Genomic DNA, 21,095 nt, shown 5'->3' on the forward strand with positions numbered 1-21,095 from the left:
ATGACTGGCAACCCCGCTTCCGGCCTGCCTCGCCAGAGGGCGGAGGAGAGTCTCTTCTCCCCCGTCCGGATCGGCAGGCTCGCTCTATCCAACCGGCTTGTCGTTGCGCCCATGACGCGCGTGAGCGCAACCGTCGATGGCCGTGCCACCGAAGGTATGGCCGCCTATTACCGTTCATTCGCGGAAGGCGGCTTCGGCCTGATCGTGACGGAGGGCATCTACACCGACAAGGCATTCTCACAGGGCTACCAGTACCAGCCCGGCCTCGCTGATGCCGAACAGGTCGAGGCGTGGCGACAGGTCGTCAGCACTGTTCACGAAGCAGGCGGGCGGATCGTTGCGCAGTTGATGCACGCTGGGGCCCTGGCGCAAGGCAACATCCATCGGGACCATAGCATCGGCCCTTCCGCCCTGCGTCCCAAGGGCGAGCAAATGGCGTTCTATCGCGGCAATGGCCCCTACCGTATTCCTCGTGCGATGTCGGAGGCGGATCTCGGTGAAGCGGTGGCAGGCTTTGCCAGCGCGGCCGCGCTCGCGAGGGAGGCTGGCTTCGACGGTGTCGAGATCCACGGAGCCAACGGCTACCTCCTCGACCAGTTCCTGACCGAGGGCATCAATCGGCGCGAGGATCGCTATGGAGGGAGCATTGCGGGCCGCCTTCAGCTCCTCGTCGAAGTTGCCGAAGCCGTTCGCTCGGCCGTGGGAATGGATCATGTCGTCGGCATGCGAATCTCGCAGGCCAAGGTGAATGACTTCCTCCACAAATGGGTCGGAGGTGTCCGCGAAGCGGAGGTGGTGTTCAGCGCATTGGGCACGCTTCCCCTCGACTACATCCATACGACCGAATTCGAGGGGTGGCGCCCGGCCTTCGGCGATACCGGGCCAAGTCTGGCGGCCTTGGCGCGGATGCATGCCCGGCTTCCGGTTCTGGCGAATGGGTCGCTGCACGATCCGCAACGCGCTGCGGCCATGATCGAGGGCGACGAGGCGGACTTCGTGTCGCTCGGGCGTGGCGCGCTGACCCATGCCGACTGGCCGACGCGTTTCCGCGAGGGGCGGGCGCTGGAGCCGTTCGACAAATGCATCCTGTCGCCGATCGCGGATCTGGCGAACGCCGAACGGCGCCGTTCAGCGCTGCTCGACATTGCAAGCTGAGGGCGCGCCCAAACGAATTGGCGCCGTACCCCCAAGGTGCTGGCAGGACGTTCAGGCGAGCGTCCTGATCACCAGATAGCATCCCAGCATCAGCAGCCCCGCGAAGAAGCTGAGCTTGAAGGTGGCCGCGGAGATGCGCGTGCGGATCGCCTGGCCGACCGACATGCCGGCAAGCGCAGGCAGCAGCGCCAGCAGCGAGGATTGCGCCACGCCGACATCCAGGGCGCCTGCTCCGATCAGGCCGACCGACAAGGCCAGCGTCGAAATGATGAAGGAGACGCCCAGCGCCTGCACCAGCTCGTCCTTGTCCAGGCCGAGCGCCTGCAGATAGGGCACGGCCGGCAATACGAAGACACCGGTCGCAGCGGTGGCGATGCCCGTCGTGATGCCGATGACGGGGCCGAGCCAACCCTCAGCACTGGAAGGGACGCGCAGCTTCGCCGCCTTCAGCCCGACCAGTGCATAGAGCACCAGCGCACAGCCGAGCCAGAAGGTGGCCGAGCCGCCCTTGCTCTGTTGCAGCAACCCGGCGCCCGCCCATGTCCCCGCGCAGATGCCGGCAAGCATCGGCCAGAGCCTGATCATGATCGCCTTCAGCCCCGGGCCGGTTGCGACCTGCCAGCTGTTGGTGACGATATTGGGCACGACGAGCAACGCCGCGGCCTGCGCCGGTGCCATCACCACGCCGAGGATGCCGACTGCGATGGTCGGGAGGCCGAGCCCTATGACGCCCTTGACGAAGCCGGCCAGAAGAAAGGTGGCGGCGATGAAGAGGATGAGATCTGCGTTTTCCATGAGGCTGTTTGTGGCAGTGTCGATGCGGACTGTCGCGCCCGAACGCTACGGTGGGGACCGTACTGTTCCAGGTTGCCTCGGCTGAGCAAGGGAGCAAGATGGCTGCATGAGCACGCATGGCCCCTATCTCGCCGAGATCGCCTATCTGATGGGGGATCCAGCCCGCGCCAACATGCTGCACGCCCTGATGGACGGGCGCGCGCTGACCGCCAAGGAACTCGCCTATATTGCCGGCGTCGCGCCGCAGACGGCGAGCGGCCATCTCGCCCGCCTGATGGCGGGCGGCCTGCTCGCGGTCGCCGTCCAGGGGCGCCACCGCTATTACAGGCTCGCCGGGCCTGAGGTCGCGACGGCGCTCGAAGGGCTGATGGTCCTCGCCGGAAGCCAGCCCTCCAGTCGCCGCTTGCCGTCCCGGGTCGGCGCCGACCTCAGCCGGGCCCGCACCTGCTACGATCATTTCGCCGGGCGCCTCGGCATCGGCCTGCATGATGCGCTGGTCGCGGGCGGGCACCTGACGGTTGCCGATGGCGGCTACGGCCTGGCGACGTCGGGGGAAGGCGTTTTCGCGGCGCTCGGCATCGACATCGCTCAGGCGGCCAGGAGCCGGCGCGCGTCGTTGCGCCCATGCCTCGACTGGAGCGAGCGCCGTCCGCATTTGGCGGGAAGCCTAGCCGCAGCCCTCGCATGCCGCTGCTTCGAGACGGGCTGGGTCCTGCGCAAGAAGGACAGTCGTGCCGTGATCCTGACCGATGAGGGGCGTGACGCGTTGATCTCGGTATTGCCGGGTTTTCGCTGCGACGAACCGGACGCGCTCAGCCCTGCCGGAGTGCCTGAGACAGCCTTCGCTTGACCTCGTCCTTGAGCGGCTCGGAGGCGTCGAGGATGGCTTGCGCTCGGAAGAAGTCGAGCCCGCCATAGCCGTCGATGCCGGCCCTGATCAGGATATCTGGCGGGTGGCGCTCGATCATGCGCTGCACGATGGTGCGCGTCAGGATCTGCGATACGCCGACCATCGCTTCGAGCGGCTCAGGCACGCGCGTGTCGCTGATCGTTGCCGGTGCGCTGGTGTCGACCGCCATGACGATGCGCCCCGGCGCCAGCAACCTGTCATAGGGCAGGGGGTTGATCGCTCCGCCATCGATCAGCACACGGCCGCCGAGCACCACCGGGCGTACGAGACCCGGAATAGCCAGCGAGGCGGCGACGGCCGGCGTCAGCGGCCCGCTCGTCAACGAGACCTCTGCATGGAGATGGTAGTCGGTCGCAATCGCGGCGAAGGGAAATCTGAGCTCCTCGAACCGGTCGGGCACGGCTTGCGGCCAGAACAGGTCGAGCAGCCGCTCGCCGTCGATCAGCACGGGATTGCCGAGCCCGCGCATGAGATCGGTGAATTTGCCGACGCGGGCGTCGAGCAGCCGCGCGATCACCTTGGCCCGGTCACGGAATGTCAGTGACACATGCTCCCGCAGCTCGCTGCCAGAGAGGCCGGCCGCATAGGCCGCGCCGATGATCGCCCCGACCGAGCAACCGACGATGAGGCCGGGCCTCACGCCGAGTTCGTCCAGCGCCTCCAGTACCGCGATATGGCTCAGGCCCCGTGCCCCTCCGGCCCCAAGCACGAGCGCGAGCCTGGGCTCGGCGCTGTCGGATCGTTGCTCGGCAGGCGTCGTGGAGCTTGGCATGGTGCGATGCTGCGGCCTGAACCCTGCTCAGGCAACCGAGCCAGCAAGGAACGGCTTCAAGGCCTCCAGCGTTGCTGCAGGGTTTTCCTCCGGCAGGAAATGGCCGCTGACGATCGCTTTCCCCTCGGCCTTGGGCGCGAAGGTCGAGCGCCAGATCGCGAGCGGGCTTTCGCCCTTGGCCGGTATTCCGGCTTCGCCCCAGAGTGCCAGCACCGGGCAGAGGATGGTCTTTCCCGCCGCGAGATCGGCCCTGTCCTGGGCGAGATCCGTGGTGGCGCCGGCGCGATAGTCCTCGCAGGCCGCATGGATGCGATGCGGGTCGTCGAATGATTCCCCATAGGATCGGAGCGCGAGCGGGTTGAATACGTCGAGCGCCTTGGCCCGTGTCCAGCTCGCGATCGTATGATCGAGCCAGGCCTGGGGATTGGCCTTGATCAGGTTTTCCGGCACGGGTTCGGGCTGGGCCAGGAAGGTCCAGTGATAAACCTGCATGGCGCGGGCGGCGTCCATGCCGTCCCACATCGAGAGCGTCGGCAGGATGTCGAGCACGGCGAGCCGCTCGACCCTGCCGGGATGGTCGAGGGCGAGGCGATAGGCGACACGCGCGCCGCGGTCATGGCCGATCACGGCAAAGCGGATATGGCCGAGCGCTTCCATGACGGCGACGACGTCCTCGCCCATGGCGCGCTTGGTGTAGGTCTCCTTGCCGCCATCGCCATGGGGAGCCGCCGACCAGCCATAGCCGCGCAGGTCCAAGCAGACGACGCGATGGGTCTTCGCCAGTTCGGGCGCGATCTTGTGCCATTCGGCGTGGGTCTGCGGGAAACCGTGGATGAGCACGAGCGGCGGCCCTTCACCGCCGGAGCGCGCAAAGATCTTGCCGACAGGCCCGTCGACCCAATGGGCCGTGAAGCCGGGAAAGAGTGAATCGAGATTGCTCATGGAGGAGCGCTCCTGGCGTAACCGCTGGCCTGATATCAGTCTGGCTGAAATCCTAACCCTCGACGAGCGCGGATGTTCAGCCTTCCTGCTCCCGTTTGACCGCCTGCCATCCGATGTCGCGGCGGCAGAACCCCTCCGGCCAGTCGATCGCGTCGACGGCGGCATAGGCGCGTTGCTGGGCCTCGCTGACAGTCTTGCCGAGGCCGACGACATTGAGCACGCGACCACCATCGGCAACGATGTCGGTCCCGGACTGCTTCGTCCCGGCATGGAAGACGAGGACATTGTCCATAGCCTCGGTCTTCTCGATGCCGCGAATGATGCTGCCCTTCTCGGGCGTGGCGGGATAACCCCGCGCCGCCAGAACGACGGTCAGCGCGGCTTCGTCCAGCCAGCGCAGGTCGAACGAGCTGAGCACACCGTCGCAGGCGGCGAGGAAGGCCGGCACGATATCGCTCTTCAGGCGCGGCATCAGCACCTCGCATTCCGGGTCGCCGAAGCGGACATTGTACTCGATCAGCTTCGGCCCCTGCGCCGTGATCATCAATCCGGCGAAAAGCACGCCCTTGAATGGCGCGCCGCGCTTCTGCATTCCGGCGAGCGTTGGTGCGATGATCTCCGCCATGACCCGGTCTTCCAGGGCCTTGGTCATCACCGGGGCGGGCGAATAGGCGCCCATGCCGCCGGTATTCGGGCCGGTATCGCCGTCGCCGACGCGCTTATGGTCCTGGGCCGAGGCAAGCGGCAGGGCATGGCTGCCGTCGCAGAGTGCGAAGAAACTCGCCTCCTCGCCGATCATCCATTCCTCGATCACCACCTCGGCGCCTGCTGCGCCGAAGCCGCCCGAGAACATCATCTCGATGGCGACATCGGCCTCGTCGAGGGTCTGTGCCATCACCACGCCCTTGCCGGCGGCGAGTCCGTCGGCCTTGATCACGATCGGCGCGCCCTGAGCCCTGACATAGGCCTTGGCCGATGCTGCATCTCCGAAGCGTCCGAAGGCGGCCGTCGGGATGTTGAACTCGGCACAGAGTTCCTTGGTGAAGCCTTTCGAGCCCTCGAGCTGGGCTGCCGTCTTCGAGGGGCCGAAGGTCTTGATGCCGGCCGCGACGAGATCATCGGCGATGCCGGCGACGAGCGGCCCTTCCGGCCCGACCACGACGAAGTCGACCTTCTCCCGCTTGCAGTAGGCGACGACTGCGGCGTGATCGGCGATGTCGAGCGCGACGTTCTCGCCGCATCGCGCGGTGCCAGGATTGCCGGGCGCGACAAGGAGCCGGTCGCAGAGCGGCGAGCCGGATATCGCCCAGGCGAGCGCATGTTCGCGTCCGCCGGAACCGATCAGAAGGATGTTCATCGCGCCGTCTCCGCTTGCTCCGCGCGCAATAGCCTTCGCAGCGGCGCGGGGCAACGCTTCTGCTCCGTCGCTGCGACCGTTATGGTCGCGCAATGGATATCGAATCGCCCGACACCAAGCCCTCCAATGCGCCGGAATGGTCGGTTTCCGACCTGTCTGGTGCGCTCAAACGCACGCTGGAGGACGCCTTCGGCTTTGTCAGGGTGCGTGGCGAGATTTCGGGCTATCGCGGCCCGGTCGCCTCGGGCCATGTCTATTTCTCGCTCAAGGACCAGAACGCCAAGATCGACGCGGTGATCTGGAAGGGCGTCTTCGGGCGGTTGAAGACACGGCCTCAGGAAGGGCTGGAGGTCATCGCCACCGGCAAGATCACGACCTTCCCCGGCAAATCGAGCTACCAGATCGTCATCGATTCGCTCGAGCCGGCCGGTGTCGGCGCGCTGATGGCGTGGCTTGAGGAGCGTCGCAAGAGGCTCGCTGCCGAAGGCCTGTTCGACGAGGGGCGCAAGCAGCTCATTCCCTATCTGCCGCGCGTCGTCGGCGTGGTGACCTCGCCGACCGGTGCTGTCATCCGCGACATCCTGCACCGTCTCGAGGACCGCTTTCCTCGCCATGTCCTGGTCTGGCCGGTCCGCGTCCAGGGCGAGACCAGTGCGGCCGAGGTGGCGGCCGCCATTGCCGGTTTCAACGCATTGCCGGAAGGCGGACGAATCCCGCGCCCCGACGTGATCATCGTCGCGCGCGGTGGCGGTTCGCTCGAGGATCTGATGGGCTTCAACGAGGAGGTCGTGGTGCGCGCCGCTGCCGCCTCGCTGATCCCGCTCGTCTCGGCAGTCGGCCACGAAACCGACTGGACCCTGATCGACCACGCCGCCGACCTGCGTGCGCCGACTCCGACCGGCGCCGCCGAGAAGGTCGTGCCGGTCCGCGCCGATCTGATGGCGCTGATCGCCGATCTCTCCCGTCGGCAGGCGGGGGCGATGCGCCGTCTCTCGGATCGCCGTCGCAGCGATCTGCGTGCGCTTGCGCGGGCCTTGCCGGGGCCGGAGGCTGTCCTTTCCGGCCCGCGGCAGCGGCTCGATCTGGCCGCGGCGCGTCTTGCACCGGCATTGGCGCGCAACGCGCGGGCTTACGAGCAACGGCTTGCAGCTTTGTCGCAGAGGCTCGTGCGGCAATCTCCGTCGGTCCGGCTCGCGACCTATGTGGCAAGGCTTGATGGGCTCTCAAGCCGCTTGCGGGCCGGGCGTGACGCCTTGCTGAGGGCGGAACGGCTGCGCCTCCAACGGGCACATGAGCGCACCGACGAGCTGTCGCTGAGGGCGAACCGCGCCTTTGTCCAAGGTCTGGGGCGCCGTCGCGACAGGCTTGAATCGGCCTGGAGCCTGGTCCGCTCGCTCGGCCCCCAGGCTGTCCTGGCGCGTGGCTATGCGCTGGTGCGCGATCGTTCGGGAGCGCTCATTCGCGGCGTGGAGCAGGCAAAGCCCGGCCTGGCGCTCAGCGTTCAGGTCAGCGACGGCAGCTTCGATGTCACCGTCACCGCGGGCGGGGAAGGGCTGTCGCCACGGCCGGCTCGTGCGCCGCGCCGGGACGTTCCGCGCAGCGGGCAGGGCGACCTCTTCTAGCTGAGCGCGGTACGGGGTCGCTCAACGCCCCATCAGGAAGCTCTTGACGCGTTTGATCGCGTCATCGCGGGCTTCAGGATGTGTCCCCACCGTGACCTTGCCGGTTCCGGTCGCGGAATAGGCCACGTCGCTGCGCTCCTTCACCTCGAGGCGAGGGTGATCGAAATCATGCAGCGCGCCGGGATAAAGCACGAGTTCGATGGCTTCGCCGCGCGCCCGTGCCGCTTTGGCGAGATGGTCGCAGGGCGCTGGCGGCGTCCAGTCGTCCGCATCACCCATCAGGATGAGGGTCGGCAGCCTGGCCGAAAAGCTCGCGGACTCCGATTGGAAGCGGCAGCCCGGATAGAAGGCGATGGCGCGTGCGAAATCGGGTTGGCCGTCGGCCGGGCGCCTGTCCTTGCGGATCGCGGTCAGGACGGTGGAGCCGCCACCGGACCAGCCGAGCAGGGAGATTTCCTTGTCGCGCACATCATCGCGAGCCTGCAGCCATTGCCGTGATGCTGCCGCGTCGGCGACGCGCTCACGGCTCGCCCGAACCGTCAGTTCCTTGACGCCGCATTGTGAACCGAGCCTGCGCGAGCCGTAGCTGTCCGGCATCAGCACGACGTAGCCAGCGGCAGCCAGCCGCTCGCCCCAGTCCGAATGCCGGGCGGACAATTTGCCATTGTCGCGCCACAGGCCGCCGCAACCATGCAGGGCGACCACGGCCGGGAATGGCCCTGGACCGTTCGGGCGGTACAGCACACCGTCCAGCTGTCCTTCCTCGACCGGGATACGAACGCGCTCATAGCCGCCCGCAAACGCGGGCGCGCACCAAAGCAGCGCGAGGCCTGTAAGGGCCATGACGTGTCGGACGAGACTGGACATCATCGGCAGGAACGCTATCACAGCTCCGAGTTATCGGATAATTCATTCCCTGAGCAACGGTTTTCGATCTTACAGATGAACATCAGCGAGCGTCCTCCCGTGCCGGGACCCGAAGCTGCCGTCGACTATGGTCACGGCGAATTCCGCGTGGTGCGCCCCGGCGCCTTCGTGCGCTGCGCCGTGACCGGCGCCCCGATCAAGCTCGACGATCTGCGTTACTGGTCGGTCGAGTGGCAGGAAGCCTATGTCTCTCCGGAGGCGGTGCTGTTGCGGCTGCGCCGCGCCGGGCGTGCCTGAGAGCCCGCCTTCACGCCATCGAGCAGGTGGGTGATCTCGATCGGTTCATCGAAGACGAGCGAGACCGGGACCGCCAGCAGGCGGTGCTGCTCCGCAAACGGCCAGAGTGCGGCGAGCTTTGTCATGTCCTTTTCGGTGGTCGCCACCAGGCAATCCTGCGCCCCTGCCTCGCGGATGATCTTGGCCACGTCCTCGGCCGTGTAGGCGTGGTGATCGCCGAAGGCATGTTCGGCGCGAATCTCGGCGCCGGCCTCGCGCAGGGTCGCGCTGAATTTCTCCGGCCGCCCGATCCCTGAGACGGCCAGGACGGCCTGACCACGAAGTCTGTCGGCAATCCCGGCCGACAGCGCAAGCCGCCCGCGCAGAACCGGCTTGCCGGCCTCCTGGGCCGCGGCGGCGACCCTGGCCCCCGCCTCGCCCGGGCCGATCACCAGGATCGCATCGGTCATCGCCAACTGCTCAGCCAGCGGCGCCCGCAACGGGCCGGCTGGCAGGCATAGACCGTTGCCGATCCCGCTCGCGCCATCGACGACGGCCAACCGCAGCTGTTTGGTGAGCGAGGGGTTCTGCAGCCCGTCATCCATGATGATCAGGCTTGCGCCGAACGCTTTCGCGAAGGCAGCTCCGGCCGGCCGATCGCGGGCTACCACGGTGCGGGCGGCAGAGGCCATCAGCACGGCCTCATCCCCGACGCCGTTGGCATCATGGTGACGCCTGTCCACTTCGACAGGCCCGGCGAGCCGTCCGCCATAGCCCCGCATCAGGACGAAGGGCGTTTCTCCGCGGGCGGTCGCAAGCGCGGCGAGGGCGATCGCCGTCGGCGTCTTGCCGGCGCCGCCAGCGATGAAATTCCCGACGCAGATCACCGGGATGCCTGCATCGGTACCGGTCTGGCGCATGCGGCGCGCGGTAAGCGCGCCGTAGAGAGAGCCGATCGGTTGCAGCAGCCGGGCAAGAAGGCTCGGCCGATTCTGCCACCAGAACGCCGGTGCGCGCATCAGCTGTCGATCTCGCGCTGGCCCAGAGCGACGCGCATCAAGAGCGGTTCGATGGCCTGTTCCGTGCGGCTCAGTGCGCCGCCGAGCTGTTTGCTGGTTTGCCCCGCCGCGCGCGCTGCCTGCCGTGCGGCTGCCGGGTCGCTGAGCCAGCGATGCACCGCGCCTGCGAGCGCCTGCACGTCGGGAACTTCACGCGCACCGCCGCCTTGATCGAAAGCGGCGAAGATCTCGGCGTTGTTGTGGACATACGGCCCGTGCACCAGGGCGCAGCCGAGCTTGGCGGGCTCGATCGGATTATGTCCGCCGATCATCGGCACGAGCGAACCGCCAAGGAAGGCCACTTGCGAGAGCCGATAGAAAAGGCCGAGCTCGTTGACCGTGTCGGCGATGTAGAGCTCGATATCGGGGTCCGGCATCTCTCCAGCCGCGCGCCGCGCGACGGCGACACCGTTGGCCCGGGCGAGATCCTCGATCTCCTGGCCGCGCTGAGGGTGCCGCGGAGCGATGATCGTGAGTAGCTTCGGCACATGCGGCTTGATGCCGAGATGGGCCGACAGGATCTGCTCCTCCTCGCCCGGATGCGTGCTGGCGGCGATCCAGATCGGCCGGCCGGCCGTCAGCCCATCGAGAATCGCGAGCGTGTTCGGGTCGGCCGGGGGAGCCGCGACATCGAATTTCAGATTGCCGGCGATGCTAACACGTGGCGCGCCGAGCTGGGCAAGACGCTCACCGTCGCCCTGCGACTGGGCAAGGCAGGAATCGAAGCTGGAGAGCAGGTAGCGTGAGGTTCTGGGCGCCCTGTACCAGCGCTTGAAGGAGCGCTCCGACATCCGGGCATTGACCAGCACGAGCGGAATATCCCGCTTGCGTGCCTCGATCACCATATTGGGCCAGATTTCGGATTCGCAGATCAGGCCCATGGCCGGCTGCCAATAGTCCAGGAAGCGGCGCATGTAGCGCGGCACGTCAAGCGGCAGGTACTGGTGGATGGCGCCGGCTGGCAAACGCGCTGCAAGCAGGCGCGCCGAGGTCACGGTGCCGGAGGTCACGAGAACGGCCAGCCCGCGCCGCTGCAGGCGCTCGATCAGGGGGAGCAGCGTCACCGTCTCGCCGACGCTGGCGCCATGCAGCCAGATCAGCGTCTGGTCGGGCCGTTGGACGCCGGGATAGCCGCGGCGCTCGGCGAAGCGTGTCGGATCTTCCTTGCCGCGGCGACGGCGCCAGACCAGCAGGCCTGCAGCGGCCGGCTCGAACAGCGCAGTCGCCATGCGGTAGGCTCTGAGGAAGGGGCCCTTGCCGCTCATGCCGCTTTGGCTCCTGTTGCAGCGCGGAGCCCCGCGCCGGGGTCGCGGGAACCGACCAGCTCATAGGCGCGGGCATGGACCGCGTCGAGCCCGGCCTGGAGCGCGAGACGGGCGGCTTCGCTCGTGGCCTCGTCGGCATCGCGCGCGATCCGGATCGGATCGCCGACCACGATCGCGCAGCGGCCGAAGGGCAGGCCGATCGAGGCGCGGTCCCAGCTGTTGAAGTCGACGCGCCGGCTCGTCACCACGGCAACGGGATGGACCGGGCGACCCGATGCCTTGGCCAGCGCGATGATGCCGGGCCCCGCGACGCGGGCGCGCTTGGGAATGTCGGCCGTGAGCACCATGGTGTCGCCGGCGGCCAGGCGTCGAACCATGGCAAGGAACGCGCTCGCACCACCCTTCTCGCGGACCTTGCGGCCGAGCGCCCCTGAGCCGCGAATGGCGCCGATGCCGAGTTCGCGCAGCGCCACGGCGTTGAATCCGCCATCGCCGTGGCGGGAAACCAGCGAGCAGGCGGGCATCCAATCCGGCCGTGCGAAGGGGATCATGATGTGCTGGCCGTGCCACATCGCGATGATCAGCGGCAGCTCCGGCCGGATATGATCATAGATGTCGGCCGGTTCGACAACGGTTCGGCTGGTGCGGCGGACGAGTTTGAGATAGCCGGCCAGCAGCCGGCCGAGCGTCTCTTGCGCCACACGCGTCTTGAGGATGGAAAAGCCCATGAACTCCGCTTCCGAACCGCTGAATGCCTGTCCCGCAGCTCAGGACTTCGCGGTTTCGGGATCGAGCAGGCGATGCAGGTGCACGACGAAGTAGCGCATCTGGGCCTGGTCGACGGTCGCCTGTGCCTTGGCCTTCCAGGCCGCATGGGCGCTCGCATAGTTCGGGTAGATGCCGACGATGTCGAGCTTCGACAGGTCCTTGAAGGTGATGCCGTCAAGGGAGCTCAGCTCGCCGCCGAAGACGAGATGAAGAAGCTGCTTCTGGTCGGTGTCCGCGTTCATTGGTCTCTCCAGCGGGAATGAGGCTCTGCCGCGGCACCAGATAAGCTATCCGCGCGAGCGGTGCGAGTGCCGATTGAGCGAGGTCGAATTTGTCCGAGCCTGCTGGCCTTCATGCGCTCTGCGGCGGGGTCTCGCGCAGGCGCTGCATTGCAGCAAGCAGCGGCTCCGCGAGGCTTGCGCCACTAGCAACAAGCATGCCGTGGATCGGTACCTCGCGGTTGTAAACGACGGGGTTGCCGCTCCCGTCGCTGAGCTGGCCGCCGGCTTCGTCCAGCACGAGATGCGCGGCGGCAAGGTCCCAGTCCCGCGCATCAGGGGAGACCAGCCCGGCATCGATCGTGCCGTCCGCTATCCGTGCCAGCCTGAGTGCGAGCGAAGGGATCTTCTCGGCAGCGTCGAACGTCTCGATCCGCGCCAGGGCGTCGAGCATCGGCTTCGGCCCCGCAATGCGAGCGCCTCCGAGCTTGGTCAGGCGGGTCGTCGCGATCGGCCGGTCGTTGCAGTAGGCCCCCTCGTGCCGTCGGGCCGTATAGGTTGCGCCGCAGGCGGGCGCATGCACGACGCCGGTCACCGGAGCGCCATCAGCAAGGAGGGCGACGCAAACCGCCCAGTCCGGCGAGCCCGACATGAACGCGCGCGTTCCATCGATGGGGTCGACGACCCAGACGAGACGGCGCGACAGCCGCTGCGCGTCGTCGGCGGTCTCTTCCGATAGCCATGCGGCATCCGGCAGCAATTCCGAGAGTCTGATCCGCAGGAAGGTGTCGACGGCGATGTCGGCTTCGGTGACGGGCGAGCCGCCGCTCTTCGACCATGTCCGGGCCGCGGTCTTGGCTCCGGGGCGGAACAGTTCGAGTGCCAGCGCACCCGCCTCGATGCAGCTTTCCCGGACGTGAGGCAGAAGATCCGGGGCGACAGGCAGCGTTTGCGAAGTCATGCGCTCCCTATCGAGCCTCCCTGCTGCGGTTTCAAGGTGAAAAAGCAGCGCAGTTGCGAAAGATTCCGTCAAGCATCACGCCGGATAGCGGCCGATTTAGACGCCCAAATGACCGCAACACATTCCTTTAACCGAAGCTCTTAAGCGCTCGGATAGGGCTGCGGTCCACTCTCCACCCTGCAAGCACGAGAGCCCCGGACTTCACAGAGGGCTCCGCGCAGCAGGGACATGAGAGGCGTAAAACCGATGGCCAGCGTCACGCCGGCTGCCGGGGAGGTCGGCTTTGCGCCGAACCTTCTCGGCTGCCCGAACCATAGCAGCATAGTCGCGCGCAATCCGATGCCGGTGCAGGTCGAGGCGCCCCGCATCGAGCGCATCGCCTCGGTGAGGATCTTGCGCGGAAACCCCGGTTGGCGCGGCATTGCCCTGCGGCTGGCCAATCCGTCCGGCGAAGATGAACGTCTGGAACTCGCTCTGACGGCCGGCGATGGCCGTGCGATCAGTGTCGCGGTCTTCGATGCCGAAGATGCCGTGGCACACTGGCGCGACTGTGGTCGCAGCAGCGGTTTGCCGCTGTTGCTCGAATCCGTCGATGGCGTGATCACCGAGCCCTTTCCTCAGCTCGGCCGGCTGGCACTGGGGCCGATCCGCATCCGCCGTCGGCACGCCTTTCTCAATGGCCGCCGCCCACGCTTCCTGACACGGCGCAAGACCGCGCAGCTTCCAGCGCGGCCGGTCATCGTCTCCGGCGAGCGGCTGACGGATTGAGCGGTTAGATCAGGGGACCGCATATCGCATCCCGTCCATGATCTAATCTTTCCATGTCGGCATCGGCTTTCCCCGAAGAACGCAAACCGCTCTTCGGGCCGCTGCCTTGGGTCTTCATTTCACAGGAAAGAGCGGCTCAACGCATCGAGTGCGTAGCCGCCGGCCAGCAGCAGGCCGGCGTTGCGGTTGGAGCGGAACAGGCCCAGCGCGACCGGAGAGGTCGCGCCCTGGATCCGGGAAACCTGCCAGGCGAGATGCGCGGCGAAGGCCGCAAGTCCAATCCAGGCCATGGCGCCACCGCCCGCGCTCCAGGTCGCCACGCCAGCGAGCGCGACAGAGAGCGTGAAGCAAAACCCGACCGCCTCGCGCGTCCAGGCCCCGAAATAGCGGGCACTCGACTTGATGCCGGCAATGACATCATCCTCGATATCCTGCATGGCGTAGATGGTGTCGTAGCCGATCGTCCAGACGATCGCGGCCGCGTAGATCAGGTAGGCCGGTGGGTCGAGCTGCCCGAACACGGCGCTCCAGCCCAGGAGCCCGCCCCATGAGAAGGCGAGGCCCAGCACGAATTGCGGCATGTTGGTGATGCGCTTCATGAAGGGATAGATCGCGACGATCGCCAGCGAGGCGATGCCGAGCACGATCGTGAAGCGATTGAATTGGACGAGGATCAGCAGTCCGACCAATGACAGCGCGACCATGAAGAGCGCGGCGGACCTGGTTGTGATCTGCCCGGAGGGCAACGGGCGTCCGCGCGTTCGTGCCACCTGAGCATCGAGCTTTCGGTCGACGATATCGTTGAAGGTCGAGCCGGCGGCTCGCATCACGATGGCGCCAACCATGAAAAGCAGGCCGTGCCAGAGATTGGGAAACGCGCTGCCGCTCGCGATGGCTGCAAGCCCTGCGGCCCACCAGCACGGAAGCAGCAGCAGCCACCAGCCGATTGGCCGGTCGATGCGGGCAAGCTTGAGATAAGGGCGCAGCCAGACCGGCGCCCTTGTATCGACCCAATGACCTTTCAGGGCGTCGGGAAGGGGCGCATCAACCAGGGGCATGTCGGCTGGCTTCGAGGCCAGGACCATGGCGAGATCAGAGCGCGCCCTGCGGCACCCGCATCGGGCCGCCGGTCAGAGAATCGCCGCCGCCGAACGGATTGTTGCCCTGTTGCTGGGCCTGCTGCTGCGCCTTGCGCTGCATGGCCGCCTGCTGCTTCACCGCATTGCAGGCCTGATTGCGGAAGCCGGCTGCCTTCTCATTGTCGGCCTTCATGCCGTCCACGAAGGTCGGCGGAATCTGGCACCAGTCCTGATTGGCGGTTGCGAATTTGAGGGTGGCGTTGCCGTTGTTGACGAGGCTGCCGAGTGTTCCGCAGGCCTCCGCCGGCGTCAGCTTGCGCTTGGCCTTGGACGCGGAGTTCAACCGCGCGACGATCGACTGCCGCTCCTGCAGGAGCTTTTGAAGCTGTTCGCAGCCCGAGGCCTGAGCGCTCGCCGGGCTGACGTGGAGGAATGTCGCCGCTGCCAAGCCGAGCGTCGCAATCAACCCCGAGGCCACGTATCGCCGCATAATAGTCCTGCTCCCAATCGATGAGGGTTCCTGGAACCGCGCACTCCATATCAGCAGAGGGGCGGTCTCGCCAAGCGTCAGGCGACATTGAACTGAATTCTGTCACCGACTCTTGCGATTAGACGAAGAATGTGGCGACTTTCCCGCCGCAATGGCATCGCAAGATCGGCTGCTGTCGCAAGAGGGAGACTGTTTGCGCCTATGCCGATGCCAGACCTGCCGAAACATCGGCTCTATCTCGATTCCACGTTGGCACAGGATGCGCTCGTTCCTCTCGAGCGGGAGCAGGCCAATTACCTTCTCAACGTCCTGCGCCTGCGCGATGGCGACGGCGTTCTCGTCTTCAACGGGCGCGACGGCGAATGGCTTGCCGAGATCGTTCCGGAAGGGCGGAAGCAGGCGAGCCTGCGCCCGCTGCGGCAGCTGCGGCACCAGACCCCCGTGCCGGACCTGCATTATCTCTTTGCGCCGCTGAAACATGCGCGGCTCGATTACATGGCTCAGAAGGCCGTGGAGATGGGGGCCGGCGTGCTGCAGCCGGTGCTCACCCGACGCACGCAGGTCTCGCGGTTGAACCTCGAACGCCTCAGGGCCAATGCCATCGAGGCTGCCGAGCAATGCGGCATCCTGGCCTTGCCGGAAATTCGTTCCGAGCAGCCGCTCGATGCGGCGCTGGCCGCTCTCGAGCCCGAGCGCCTGCTGATCTTCTGCGACGAGGACATGGCCGCGGCGAGTCCCCTGAGCGCGCTGGCGGAAGCCCCGCCGGCGCCGGTCGCCCTGCTGATTGGTCCCGAAGGTGGCTTTGACGACGAGGAGCGCCGGCGAGTGCTGTCACGCCCCAAGACAATCCGTATCTCGCTCGGCCCGCGCATCCTGCGCGCCGATACGGCGGCGGTCGCGGCGCTTGCCCTGGTCCAGGCGACATTGGGCGACTGGGTCTCGAGATCGGGCTGAGCGCGCGGGAACGACGCGCCGAATTTCGCGTTGGTCGTTGGGGAGGAAGATCCACATTCGTCGCGGTGCCATCGAACCGGCTCATTCAGGGCCGGTTTTGCGCGCGAGGGTCTGCTCCCGTGATTCGACGACCCGCGAGGATGATGAGATGAGCCAAGCCTGCCGCTTCGGTATCGAAGAAGAGTATTTCCTGTCCGATTTCACGACACGTGGCATCGTCCGGAAGATCTCGCCGGCATTCCTCGATGCCGTGCATGATGCGTTTCCGAGCGAAGTCCAACGGGAGATGCTGCAGTCCCAGATCGAGGTGGCGACACCGGTCTGCGAGACGATGGGAGAGGCGCGCAAATCGCTGGCGACGCTGCGGACCGGCCTTGCGAGCATCGGGCTGGCGCATGACATGCTCCTGCTCGCCTGCGGCACGCATCCCAGCGCGTCCTGGTCGCGCCAGCGCGCCACCGAGGCGGCTCGCTATGACAGGCTGATGCGCGAACTCCAGATGCTCGGCAGCCGGAACCAGCTCTGTGGGCTCCATATCCATGTCGAGGTGCCGGACGAAGATCAGCGCATCCGGCTGATGGGGCGGATCATGCCGTTCCTCCCGGTGTTTCTCGCGCTGTCGACGTCGTCGCCGTTTTGGCAGGGGCGGCGCACCGGCCTGATGGGCTACAGATTATCCGCCTACGCGGAACTACCGCGCACCGGCCTGCCGGAGCTCTTCCTCGAACCCGCCGACTACCGCGCCTATGTCGATACCCTGGTCGCGGCCGGGGCGATCAAGGATGCCAGCTATATCTGGTGGGCGATTCGCCCTTCAGAGAAGCATCCGACGCTGGAATTGCGCATCGCCGACAGCTGCACGCGCCTGGACGATACGCTGGCCATCGCCGCGCTCTATCGGTGCCTTGTTCGCCACCTCTGCAGGAACCCCGGGCTCAACGCTGATCTGACCGCGGCCGCGCGCGCCATCGCAGCAGAGAATGTCTGGCGGGCCCAGCGCTATGGGATCCATGGCGGATTGGTCTGCCCGGAAAGCAAGGGGATGCGCTCGGTTCCGAGCCTGGTTGACGAACTGATCGATCAGCTTTCGGACGATGCCGCGGCGCTCGGCTGTACCGCTGAACTTGGCGAGTGCCGGACGATTGCGGCTCAGGGCACCAGTGCGGATCGACAGCTCGCCATCTTCGAGGAGGCCCGCGCGCGCACCGGGGGCGACGCGGGAGGGCTGGCCTCCGTCATCGACTGGCTGGCGTCAGAGACGCGAAACGATGGCGCAAGCCGGCTGCCGGACATGAGCCAGCCCCTGCGCGGTGTGGCCTGAACGCAAGCGGATGCCGGATGCCGGCATGTGCGTTGTGCATTTGCGCAAGCAATCTCCTTCCACGAACGCGGGACGGAGGTCGTTGTCCTCCGTTCGGCGGTCGCATATGTCTGACGCTTCCTGGGCCTGCCTCGCCCGTGCCGTCCGGTGCGTGCGAGATGTCGGCCACCCTTTCGTCCTGCCGGAGCGCCCATGGCTCGCGATGTGTCCGATTCCACCCCGATCGCGTCGAAGTCCGAGCTGATCGGCTGGATTGCGGCAGGCGAGAAGCCTCGCTCCGCCTTCCGGATCGGCACCGAGCACGAGAAGTTCCCGTTCTACCGCGCGGATATCGGCGCCGTGCCGTACGAGGGGCGCGGGGCCGCGGGCGGTATCCGGCACCTGCTCGAGGGCATGCAGCAGCGGCTCGGCTGGGAGCCGATCATTGACGATGGCCATATCATTGGCTTGGCCGGGCCCGAAGGTGGCGGGGCGATCTCGCTTGAACCCGGTGGCCAGTTCGAACTCTCCGGCGCGCCGGTCGAAACGCTGCATGAAACGGCGGCGGAGCTCGCCGCGCATCTTGCCGATGTGAAAGCGGTCGCCGAGCCTCACGATATCGGCTTCCTGGCGCTGGGCCACTCGCCGCTCTGGACGCGGGAGCAGACCCCGGTCATGCCGAAGGGCCGCTACCGGATCATGGCCAACTACATGCCGAAGGTCGGCACGCGCGGCCTCGACATGATGTTCCGGACGTGCACCGTGCAGGTGAACCTCGATTTCGCCGACGAGGCGGACATGGTGAAGAAGCTCAGGGTTTCGATTGCCCTGCAGCCGATCGCAACCGCGCTCTTCGCTTCTTCGCCCTTCACCGAGGGCAAGCTCAACGGCTTCCAGTCGGTCCGTTCCGAAATCTGGCTCGATACCGACAATGCCCGTTCGGGCATGCTGCCCTTCGTGTTCGATGAGGGCATGTCCTACGAGGGTTATGTCGACTGGGCGCTCGACGTGCCGATGTATTTCGTCAAACGCGGGCCGGTCTACCACGACGTGACGGGCGCCTCCTTCCGCGATCTGCTCGCCGGCCGGTTGCCGCAGCTTCCGGGCGAACACGCGACCATGTCCGATTGGGCCAACCACCTGTCGACATTGTTCCCCGAGGTCCGGCTGAAGCGCTTTCTGGAAATGCGGGGCGCCGATGCCGGGCCGCCCGCCTTGCTGAACGCGTTGCCCGCCTTCTGGGTCGGATTGCTCTATGATCAGGTCGCGCTCGACGCCGCCTGGGACCTGGTCAAAGGCTGGAGCACCGAGGAGCGTCAGGGCCTGCGCGACGCAGTGCCTGCGGCGGGGCTCTCTGCCACAGTCGCCGGCCGCAGCGCGCGTGAGATTGCGCAACAGGTTCTGGAATTGTCGCGCGCTGGTCTCGCGCGCCGCGCCCGCCTGAACGGCAAGGGCGAGGACGAGACGCGTTTCCTTGATCCTGTTCTCGCGATTGCCGAGAGCGGCCGCAGCCTGGCTCAGGACCTAGCCGACCGGTATCGCGGGGAATGGAACGAGCGCGTCGAGCCGGTCTTTAAGGATTTGCTCATCTAAGCGGCCGATCCGCCGCGGAATTCCCAGGGAAGTCCGCTGTTTCGCGGCATTTGCCGTCGCGCGTTAACGCTTTCTCCGAAGCTTCGGAGCGAGCATCCCGCTATGGAACGATTGCGCACCTTTCTTCTCGGCTTCGCCCGCGACAACCGCGGCGCGACGGCGATCGAGTATGGGCTCGTTGCTGGCCTGATCTCGATGTCCGTGATCGTCGGCGGGCAGGAGATAGGTCGGTTCGTACGCGGTGTATTCGAAGCGGTACAGACCGGGCTCAATCCCTGAAAACCACGGCTCCCGAGGGAGCCGGGCCCAGGGCAGGCTGCGGACGGTCCTACTCCGCCGCCGTCTTGAAGCTCGCGAGGTTGTCGAGGCTTTGGATGATGTGCTCCGCCAGGGCATTGGAGAGCACCGAGGGGTCGAAGCGCGTGCGCAACAGCCCGATCTTGCAGGACGGCAGGGTTGCGTAGCCCTCGCTGGGGCCGAGAATGCGCATACCGGGCCTGATCGCGCTCTCCGGCAGCACCGAGACCGCGAGGCCGGCGACCACGGCTGCACCGACCGCAGTCGAGTTCCAGCTGGCATAGAGTACGCGGAAGCGCCGCCCCTTCTTCTCCAGCGCTTCGACCGCGGCCTGCCGCCAATTGCAGGTCGGGCGGCCGAGTGCGAGCGGGAGCGGGTCCTCCTCATGGACGGTATGGCGCGCAGAGGTGACCCAGAGCAGGGGCTCGATCCGGATGATCTCGCCCTGACCGCGGCCTTCGACATGGGTGATGATGGCAAGGTCGATATCACCTGTGCCGATGCGCTCGGCCAGCATCGGAGTCGGCTCGCAGACGACGGTCACCTCGGCGCGCGGGTTGGAATGAGCAAAGCGAGCCAGGATCTCGGGTAGATAGCGGTCGGCATAGTCGTCGGGGACGCCGAGGCGGATGCGCCCCTTGAGGTCTGCATCGGCGAAGCTCGCCACGCATTCGAGATTGAGGCGCACGATGCGGCGCGCGTAATCCAGCAGGCGCTCACCATCTTCCGTCAGCTTGGCGTGGCGTCCGTCGCGGCCGAAGAGCGGGCGCCCGACCCGTTCCTCAAGGCGCTTCATCTGCATCGAGACGGCGGATTGCGTCTTGTAGACGATCTCCGCCGCGCGAGTGAACGAGCCCGTATCGGCAATGGCGACAAAGGTCTTGAGCTGGTCGGCGTCGAGAACATGCGCCATGGAGCACCCCCACGATGGATCATCAATATCCGTGCTGTGAAGCATCATAACCATTCGTTTGGCTGATGGCTAGCGCAAAGCTATCCTTCAGGCATTCTCCAGTCCGTGTCGTCGGTGCGCTCCAGCCGAGGCGGAAAATGCTCGTTTTGCCGTCAGACCCCTGAAGGAGGTCGCCATGCTGATCCTGACATTCGTTCCGAAGTCGCTCTCATTCGTCGCCACCGGCGTCACGCGTGTTGTCGCCGGCGGCTATGTTGGCGTGAAAGCCCTGACGCGTGCCTTGATTCACCGCCGAGAGGTGTTGAGGCTCTCCGAGCTCGACGAGCGCGGCCTCAAGGATATCGGTCTCGTCCGCTCCGATATCGACGGCGCGCTGACCGTATCCTGGCTGAAGGACCCTTCGGCGGCTCTCGCGGCCCGCTCCAGCGCGCGGGCCGGCGTCGCCTCTCTCCGGCGCGAAGAGGGCGTTCGACAGGCTCAGGTGAAGAATGCTGTCGCCAAGCCTCTCACGCCGCGTCCGGTCGCGGCCGGTTCGAATTCGACGGTTGCGTGCAGCGCCTGACCCCTTGGCACTGCGCGTTTCTTGCGGGCGGGAGCTTCGTGCTTCCGTCCGTTTTTCCTTTCTAAGCTCTCGCCGGGCATGGCGGAAGCGGGATTTGAAGCCATTTCGCCTGCAATTTGGCCCTAATCGGCATTCGTAACCTATTTTTCAGCATTCCAGCCGAACGTTCCCGA

23 protein-coding genes are annotated in these 21,095 nt (G+C 66.5%); 10 read left to right on the forward strand and 13 right to left on the reverse strand.

The features are described from left to right. The gene (locus tag AB4118_RS05870) at positions 1-1,155 is read left to right on the forward strand and encodes an oxidoreductase (RefSeq protein WP_441488874.1); all 1,155 of its coding nucleotides are present in this window, start codon (positions 1-3) and stop codon (positions 1,153-1,155) included. A gap of 51 nt (positions 1,156-1,206) precedes the next feature. On the opposite strand, the gene AB4118_RS05875 is transcribed toward AB4118_RS05870, so the two are convergent. Beyond that, positions 1,207-1,950, reverse strand: a complete 744-nt coding sequence (locus AB4118_RS05875; RefSeq protein ID WP_441488875.1) for a sulfite exporter TauE/SafE family protein — start codon at positions 1,948-1,950, stop codon at positions 1,207-1,209. 106 nt (positions 1,951-2,056) lie between these two features. Here AB4118_RS05875 and AB4118_RS05880 point away from each other — a divergent pair, with 106 nt between their 5' ends. Further along, entirely contained in the window at positions 2,057-2,800 is a 744-nt protein-coding gene (locus AB4118_RS05880) for an ArsR/SmtB family transcription factor (protein WP_441488876.1), read from the forward strand. Here AB4118_RS05880 and AB4118_RS05885 read toward each other — a convergent pair. The 3 genes from AB4118_RS05885 to purD form a co-directional block, all read right to left on the reverse strand. Then, positions 2,763-3,632 carry a patatin-like phospholipase family protein gene (locus tag AB4118_RS05885; RefSeq protein WP_441488877.1) on the reverse strand — a complete coding sequence of 290 codons (870 nt, stop codon included), beginning with the start codon at positions 3,630-3,632 and terminating at the stop codon, positions 2,763-2,765. The genes AB4118_RS05880 and AB4118_RS05885 overlap by 38 nt on opposite strands. A gap of 27 nt (positions 3,633-3,659) precedes the next feature. Beyond that, complete coding sequence (locus AB4118_RS05890) at positions 3,660-4,574, reverse strand: alpha/beta fold hydrolase (protein ID WP_441488878.1); 915 nt, start codon at positions 4,572-4,574, stop codon at positions 3,660-3,662. 76 nt (positions 4,575-4,650) lie between these two features. Beyond that, on the reverse strand, positions 4,651-5,931 hold the full coding sequence (gene purD, locus AB4118_RS05895) for a phosphoribosylamine--glycine ligase (protein WP_441488879.1): 1,281 nt from the start codon (positions 5,929-5,931) through the stop codon (positions 4,651-4,653). Between the two features lie 92 nt (positions 5,932-6,023). On the opposite strand from purD, the gene xseA reads away from it, so the two are divergent. Beyond that, entirely contained in the window at positions 6,024-7,553 is a 1,530-nt protein-coding gene (gene xseA, locus AB4118_RS05900) for an exodeoxyribonuclease VII large subunit (protein ID WP_441488880.1), read from the forward strand. Positions 7,554-7,574: 21 nt separating this feature from the next. On the opposite strand, the gene AB4118_RS05905 is transcribed toward xseA, so the two are convergent. Next, entirely contained in the window at positions 7,575-8,396 is an 822-nt protein-coding gene (locus tag AB4118_RS05905) for a dienelactone hydrolase family protein (protein ID WP_441488881.1), read from the reverse strand. 99 nt (positions 8,397-8,495) lie between these two features. On the opposite strand from AB4118_RS05905, the gene AB4118_RS05910 reads away from it, so the two are divergent. Beyond that, positions 8,496-8,717: a DUF2093 domain-containing protein gene (locus AB4118_RS05910; RefSeq protein WP_113518934.1), complete on the forward strand. Its 222-nt coding sequence runs from the start codon at positions 8,496-8,498 to the stop codon at positions 8,715-8,717. On the opposite strand, the gene lpxK is transcribed toward AB4118_RS05910, so the two are convergent. From lpxK to AB4118_RS05935, 5 genes are all read right to left on the reverse strand, one after another. Continuing rightward, complete coding sequence (gene lpxK, locus AB4118_RS05915) at positions 8,663-9,715, reverse strand: tetraacyldisaccharide 4'-kinase (RefSeq protein WP_441488882.1); 1,053 nt, start codon at positions 9,713-9,715, stop codon at positions 8,663-8,665. The two genes, AB4118_RS05910 and lpxK, sit on opposite strands and share 55 nt — an antisense overlap. Beyond that, entirely contained in the window at positions 9,715-11,019 is a 1,305-nt protein-coding gene (locus AB4118_RS05920; protein WP_441488883.1) for a 3-deoxy-D-manno-octulosonic acid transferase, read from the reverse strand. The genes lpxK and AB4118_RS05920 overlap by 1 nt, the downstream gene beginning before the upstream one ends. Further along, complete coding sequence (locus AB4118_RS05925; protein ID WP_441488884.1) at positions 11,016-11,747, reverse strand: lysophospholipid acyltransferase family protein; 732 nt, start codon at positions 11,745-11,747, stop codon at positions 11,016-11,018. The genes AB4118_RS05920 and AB4118_RS05925 overlap by 4 nt, the downstream gene beginning before the upstream one ends. A 39-nt stretch (positions 11,748-11,786) precedes the next feature. Continuing rightward, positions 11,787-12,029: a DUF4170 domain-containing protein gene (locus AB4118_RS05930; protein WP_441488885.1), complete on the reverse strand. Its 243-nt coding sequence runs from the start codon at positions 12,027-12,029 to the stop codon at positions 11,787-11,789. Between the two features lie 109 nt (positions 12,030-12,138). Beyond that, complete coding sequence (locus AB4118_RS05935; RefSeq protein WP_441488886.1) at positions 12,139-12,966, reverse strand: 3'(2'),5'-bisphosphate nucleotidase CysQ; 828 nt, start codon at positions 12,964-12,966, stop codon at positions 12,139-12,141. A 246-nt stretch (positions 12,967-13,212) separates the two neighbouring features. On the opposite strand from AB4118_RS05935, the gene AB4118_RS05940 reads away from it, so the two are divergent. Then, positions 13,213-13,734 (forward strand): DUF6101 family protein, encoded by a 522-nt coding sequence (locus tag AB4118_RS05940; RefSeq protein WP_441488887.1) that lies wholly within the window; start codon positions 13,213-13,215, stop codon positions 13,732-13,734. A 119-nt stretch (positions 13,735-13,853) separates the two neighbouring features. On the opposite strand, the gene ubiA is transcribed toward AB4118_RS05940, so the two are convergent. Continuing rightward, complete coding sequence (gene ubiA / locus AB4118_RS05945; RefSeq protein ID WP_441488888.1) at positions 13,854-14,819, reverse strand: 4-hydroxybenzoate octaprenyltransferase; 966 nt, start codon at positions 14,817-14,819, stop codon at positions 13,854-13,856. Between the two features lie 7 nt (positions 14,820-14,826). Beyond that, positions 14,827-15,303: a hypothetical protein gene (locus tag AB4118_RS05950; protein ID WP_113518927.1), complete on the reverse strand. Its 477-nt coding sequence runs from the start codon at positions 15,301-15,303 to the stop codon at positions 14,827-14,829. A 201-nt stretch (positions 15,304-15,504) separates the two neighbouring features. On the opposite strand from AB4118_RS05950, the gene AB4118_RS05955 reads away from it, so the two are divergent. From AB4118_RS05955 to AB4118_RS05970, 4 genes are all read left to right on the forward strand, one after another. Next, a complete protein-coding gene (locus AB4118_RS05955; protein WP_441488889.1) occupies positions 15,505-16,257 on the forward strand; it encodes a 16S rRNA (uracil(1498)-N(3))-methyltransferase in 753 nt (250 codons plus the stop codon). A 148-nt stretch (positions 16,258-16,405) separates the two neighbouring features. After that, positions 16,406-17,578, forward strand: a complete 1,173-nt coding sequence (locus AB4118_RS05960) for a carboxylate-amine ligase (protein ID WP_441488890.1) — start codon at positions 16,406-16,408, stop codon at positions 17,576-17,578. A gap of 192 nt (positions 17,579-17,770) precedes the next feature. Next, a complete protein-coding gene (locus AB4118_RS05965; protein ID WP_441488891.1) occupies positions 17,771-19,150 on the forward strand; it encodes a glutamate--cysteine ligase in 1,380 nt (459 codons plus the stop codon). 102 nt (positions 19,151-19,252) lie between these two features. Further along, on the forward strand, positions 19,253-19,429 hold the full coding sequence (locus tag AB4118_RS05970; protein WP_441488892.1) for a Flp family type IVb pilin: 177 nt from the start codon (positions 19,253-19,255) through the stop codon (positions 19,427-19,429). 49 nt (positions 19,430-19,478) lie between these two features. On the opposite strand, the gene AB4118_RS05975 is transcribed toward AB4118_RS05970, so the two are convergent. Then, a complete protein-coding gene (locus AB4118_RS05975; RefSeq protein ID WP_069877505.1) occupies positions 19,479-20,360 on the reverse strand; it encodes a LysR substrate-binding domain-containing protein in 882 nt (293 codons plus the stop codon). Between the two features lie 175 nt (positions 20,361-20,535). Between AB4118_RS05975 and AB4118_RS05980 the strand changes: the two genes are divergently transcribed. Next, complete coding sequence (locus AB4118_RS05980; RefSeq protein ID WP_441488893.1) at positions 20,536-20,922, forward strand: DUF1127 domain-containing protein; 387 nt, start codon at positions 20,536-20,538, stop codon at positions 20,920-20,922. The last annotated feature ends 173 nt before the right edge of the window (positions 20,923-21,095 follow it).

Origin of the sequence: Allobosea sp. 2RAB26, assembly GCF_052115465.1 — a bacterium.
GTDB lineage: Bacteria > Pseudomonadota > Alphaproteobacteria > Rhizobiales > Beijerinckiaceae > Allobosea.

Excerpts from the sequence above, each read along its gene's own strand:
- AB4118_RS05960 (WP_441488890.1), top strand. The coding sequence starts at position 16,406 with ATGAGCCAAGCCTGCCGCTTCGGTATCGAAGAAGAGTATTTCCTGTCC.
- AB4118_RS05950 (WP_113518927.1), bottom strand. The coding sequence starts at position 15,303 with ATGCGGCGATACGTGGCCTCGGGGTTGATTGCGACGCTCGGCTTGGCA.
- AB4118_RS05870 (WP_441488874.1), top strand. The coding sequence starts at position 1 with ATGACTGGCAACCCCGCTTCCGGCCTGCCTCGCCAGAGGGCGGAGGAG.
- AB4118_RS05885 (WP_441488877.1), bottom strand. The coding sequence starts at position 3,632 with ATGCCAAGCTCCACGACGCCTGCCGAGCAACGATCCGACAGCGCCGAG.
- purD (WP_441488879.1), bottom strand. The coding sequence starts at position 5,931 with ATGAACATCCTTCTGATCGGTTCCGGCGGACGCGAACATGCGCTCGCC.
- AB4118_RS05875 (WP_441488875.1), bottom strand. The coding sequence starts at position 1,950 with ATGGAAAACGCAGATCTCATCCTCTTCATCGCCGCCACCTTTCTTCTG.
- AB4118_RS05890 (WP_441488878.1), bottom strand. The coding sequence starts at position 4,574 with ATGAGCAATCTCGATTCACTCTTTCCCGGCTTCACGGCCCATTGGGTC.
- AB4118_RS05910 (WP_113518934.1), top strand. The coding sequence starts at position 8,496 with ATGAACATCAGCGAGCGTCCTCCCGTGCCGGGACCCGAAGCTGCCGTC.
- AB4118_RS05925 (WP_441488884.1), bottom strand. The coding sequence starts at position 11,747 with ATGGGCTTTTCCATCCTCAAGACGCGTGTGGCGCAAGAGACGCTCGGC.
- AB4118_RS05880 (WP_441488876.1), top strand. The coding sequence starts at position 2,057 with ATGAGCACGCATGGCCCCTATCTCGCCGAGATCGCCTATCTGATGGGG.
- AB4118_RS05955 (WP_441488889.1), top strand. The coding sequence starts at position 15,505 with ATGCCGATGCCAGACCTGCCGAAACATCGGCTCTATCTCGATTCCACG.
- AB4118_RS05920 (WP_441488883.1), bottom strand. The coding sequence starts at position 11,019 with ATGAGCGGCAAGGGCCCCTTCCTCAGAGCCTACCGCATGGCGACTGCG.
- AB4118_RS05930 (WP_441488885.1), bottom strand. The coding sequence starts at position 12,029 with ATGAACGCGGACACCGACCAGAAGCAGCTTCTTCATCTCGTCTTCGGC.
- AB4118_RS05980 (WP_441488893.1), top strand. The coding sequence starts at position 20,536 with ATGCTGATCCTGACATTCGTTCCGAAGTCGCTCTCATTCGTCGCCACC.
- lpxK (WP_441488882.1), bottom strand. The coding sequence starts at position 9,715 with ATGCGCGCACCGGCGTTCTGGTGGCAGAATCGGCCGAGCCTTCTTGCC.
- AB4118_RS05940 (WP_441488887.1), top strand. The coding sequence starts at position 13,213 with ATGGCCAGCGTCACGCCGGCTGCCGGGGAGGTCGGCTTTGCGCCGAAC.
- AB4118_RS05905 (WP_441488881.1), bottom strand. The coding sequence starts at position 8,396 with ATGGCCCTTACAGGCCTCGCGCTGCTTTGGTGCGCGCCCGCGTTTGCG.
- xseA (WP_441488880.1), top strand. The coding sequence starts at position 6,024 with ATGGATATCGAATCGCCCGACACCAAGCCCTCCAATGCGCCGGAATGG.
- AB4118_RS05970 (WP_441488892.1), top strand. The coding sequence starts at position 19,253 with ATGGAACGATTGCGCACCTTTCTTCTCGGCTTCGCCCGCGACAACCGC.
- AB4118_RS05965 (WP_441488891.1), top strand. The coding sequence starts at position 17,771 with ATGGCTCGCGATGTGTCCGATTCCACCCCGATCGCGTCGAAGTCCGAG.
- AB4118_RS05935 (WP_441488886.1), bottom strand. The coding sequence starts at position 12,966 with ATGACTTCGCAAACGCTGCCTGTCGCCCCGGATCTTCTGCCTCACGTC.
- ubiA (WP_441488888.1), bottom strand. The coding sequence starts at position 14,819 with ATGGTCCTGGCCTCGAAGCCAGCCGACATGCCCCTGGTTGATGCGCCC.
- AB4118_RS05975 (WP_069877505.1), bottom strand. The coding sequence starts at position 20,360 with ATGGCGCATGTTCTCGACGCCGACCAGCTCAAGACCTTTGTCGCCATT.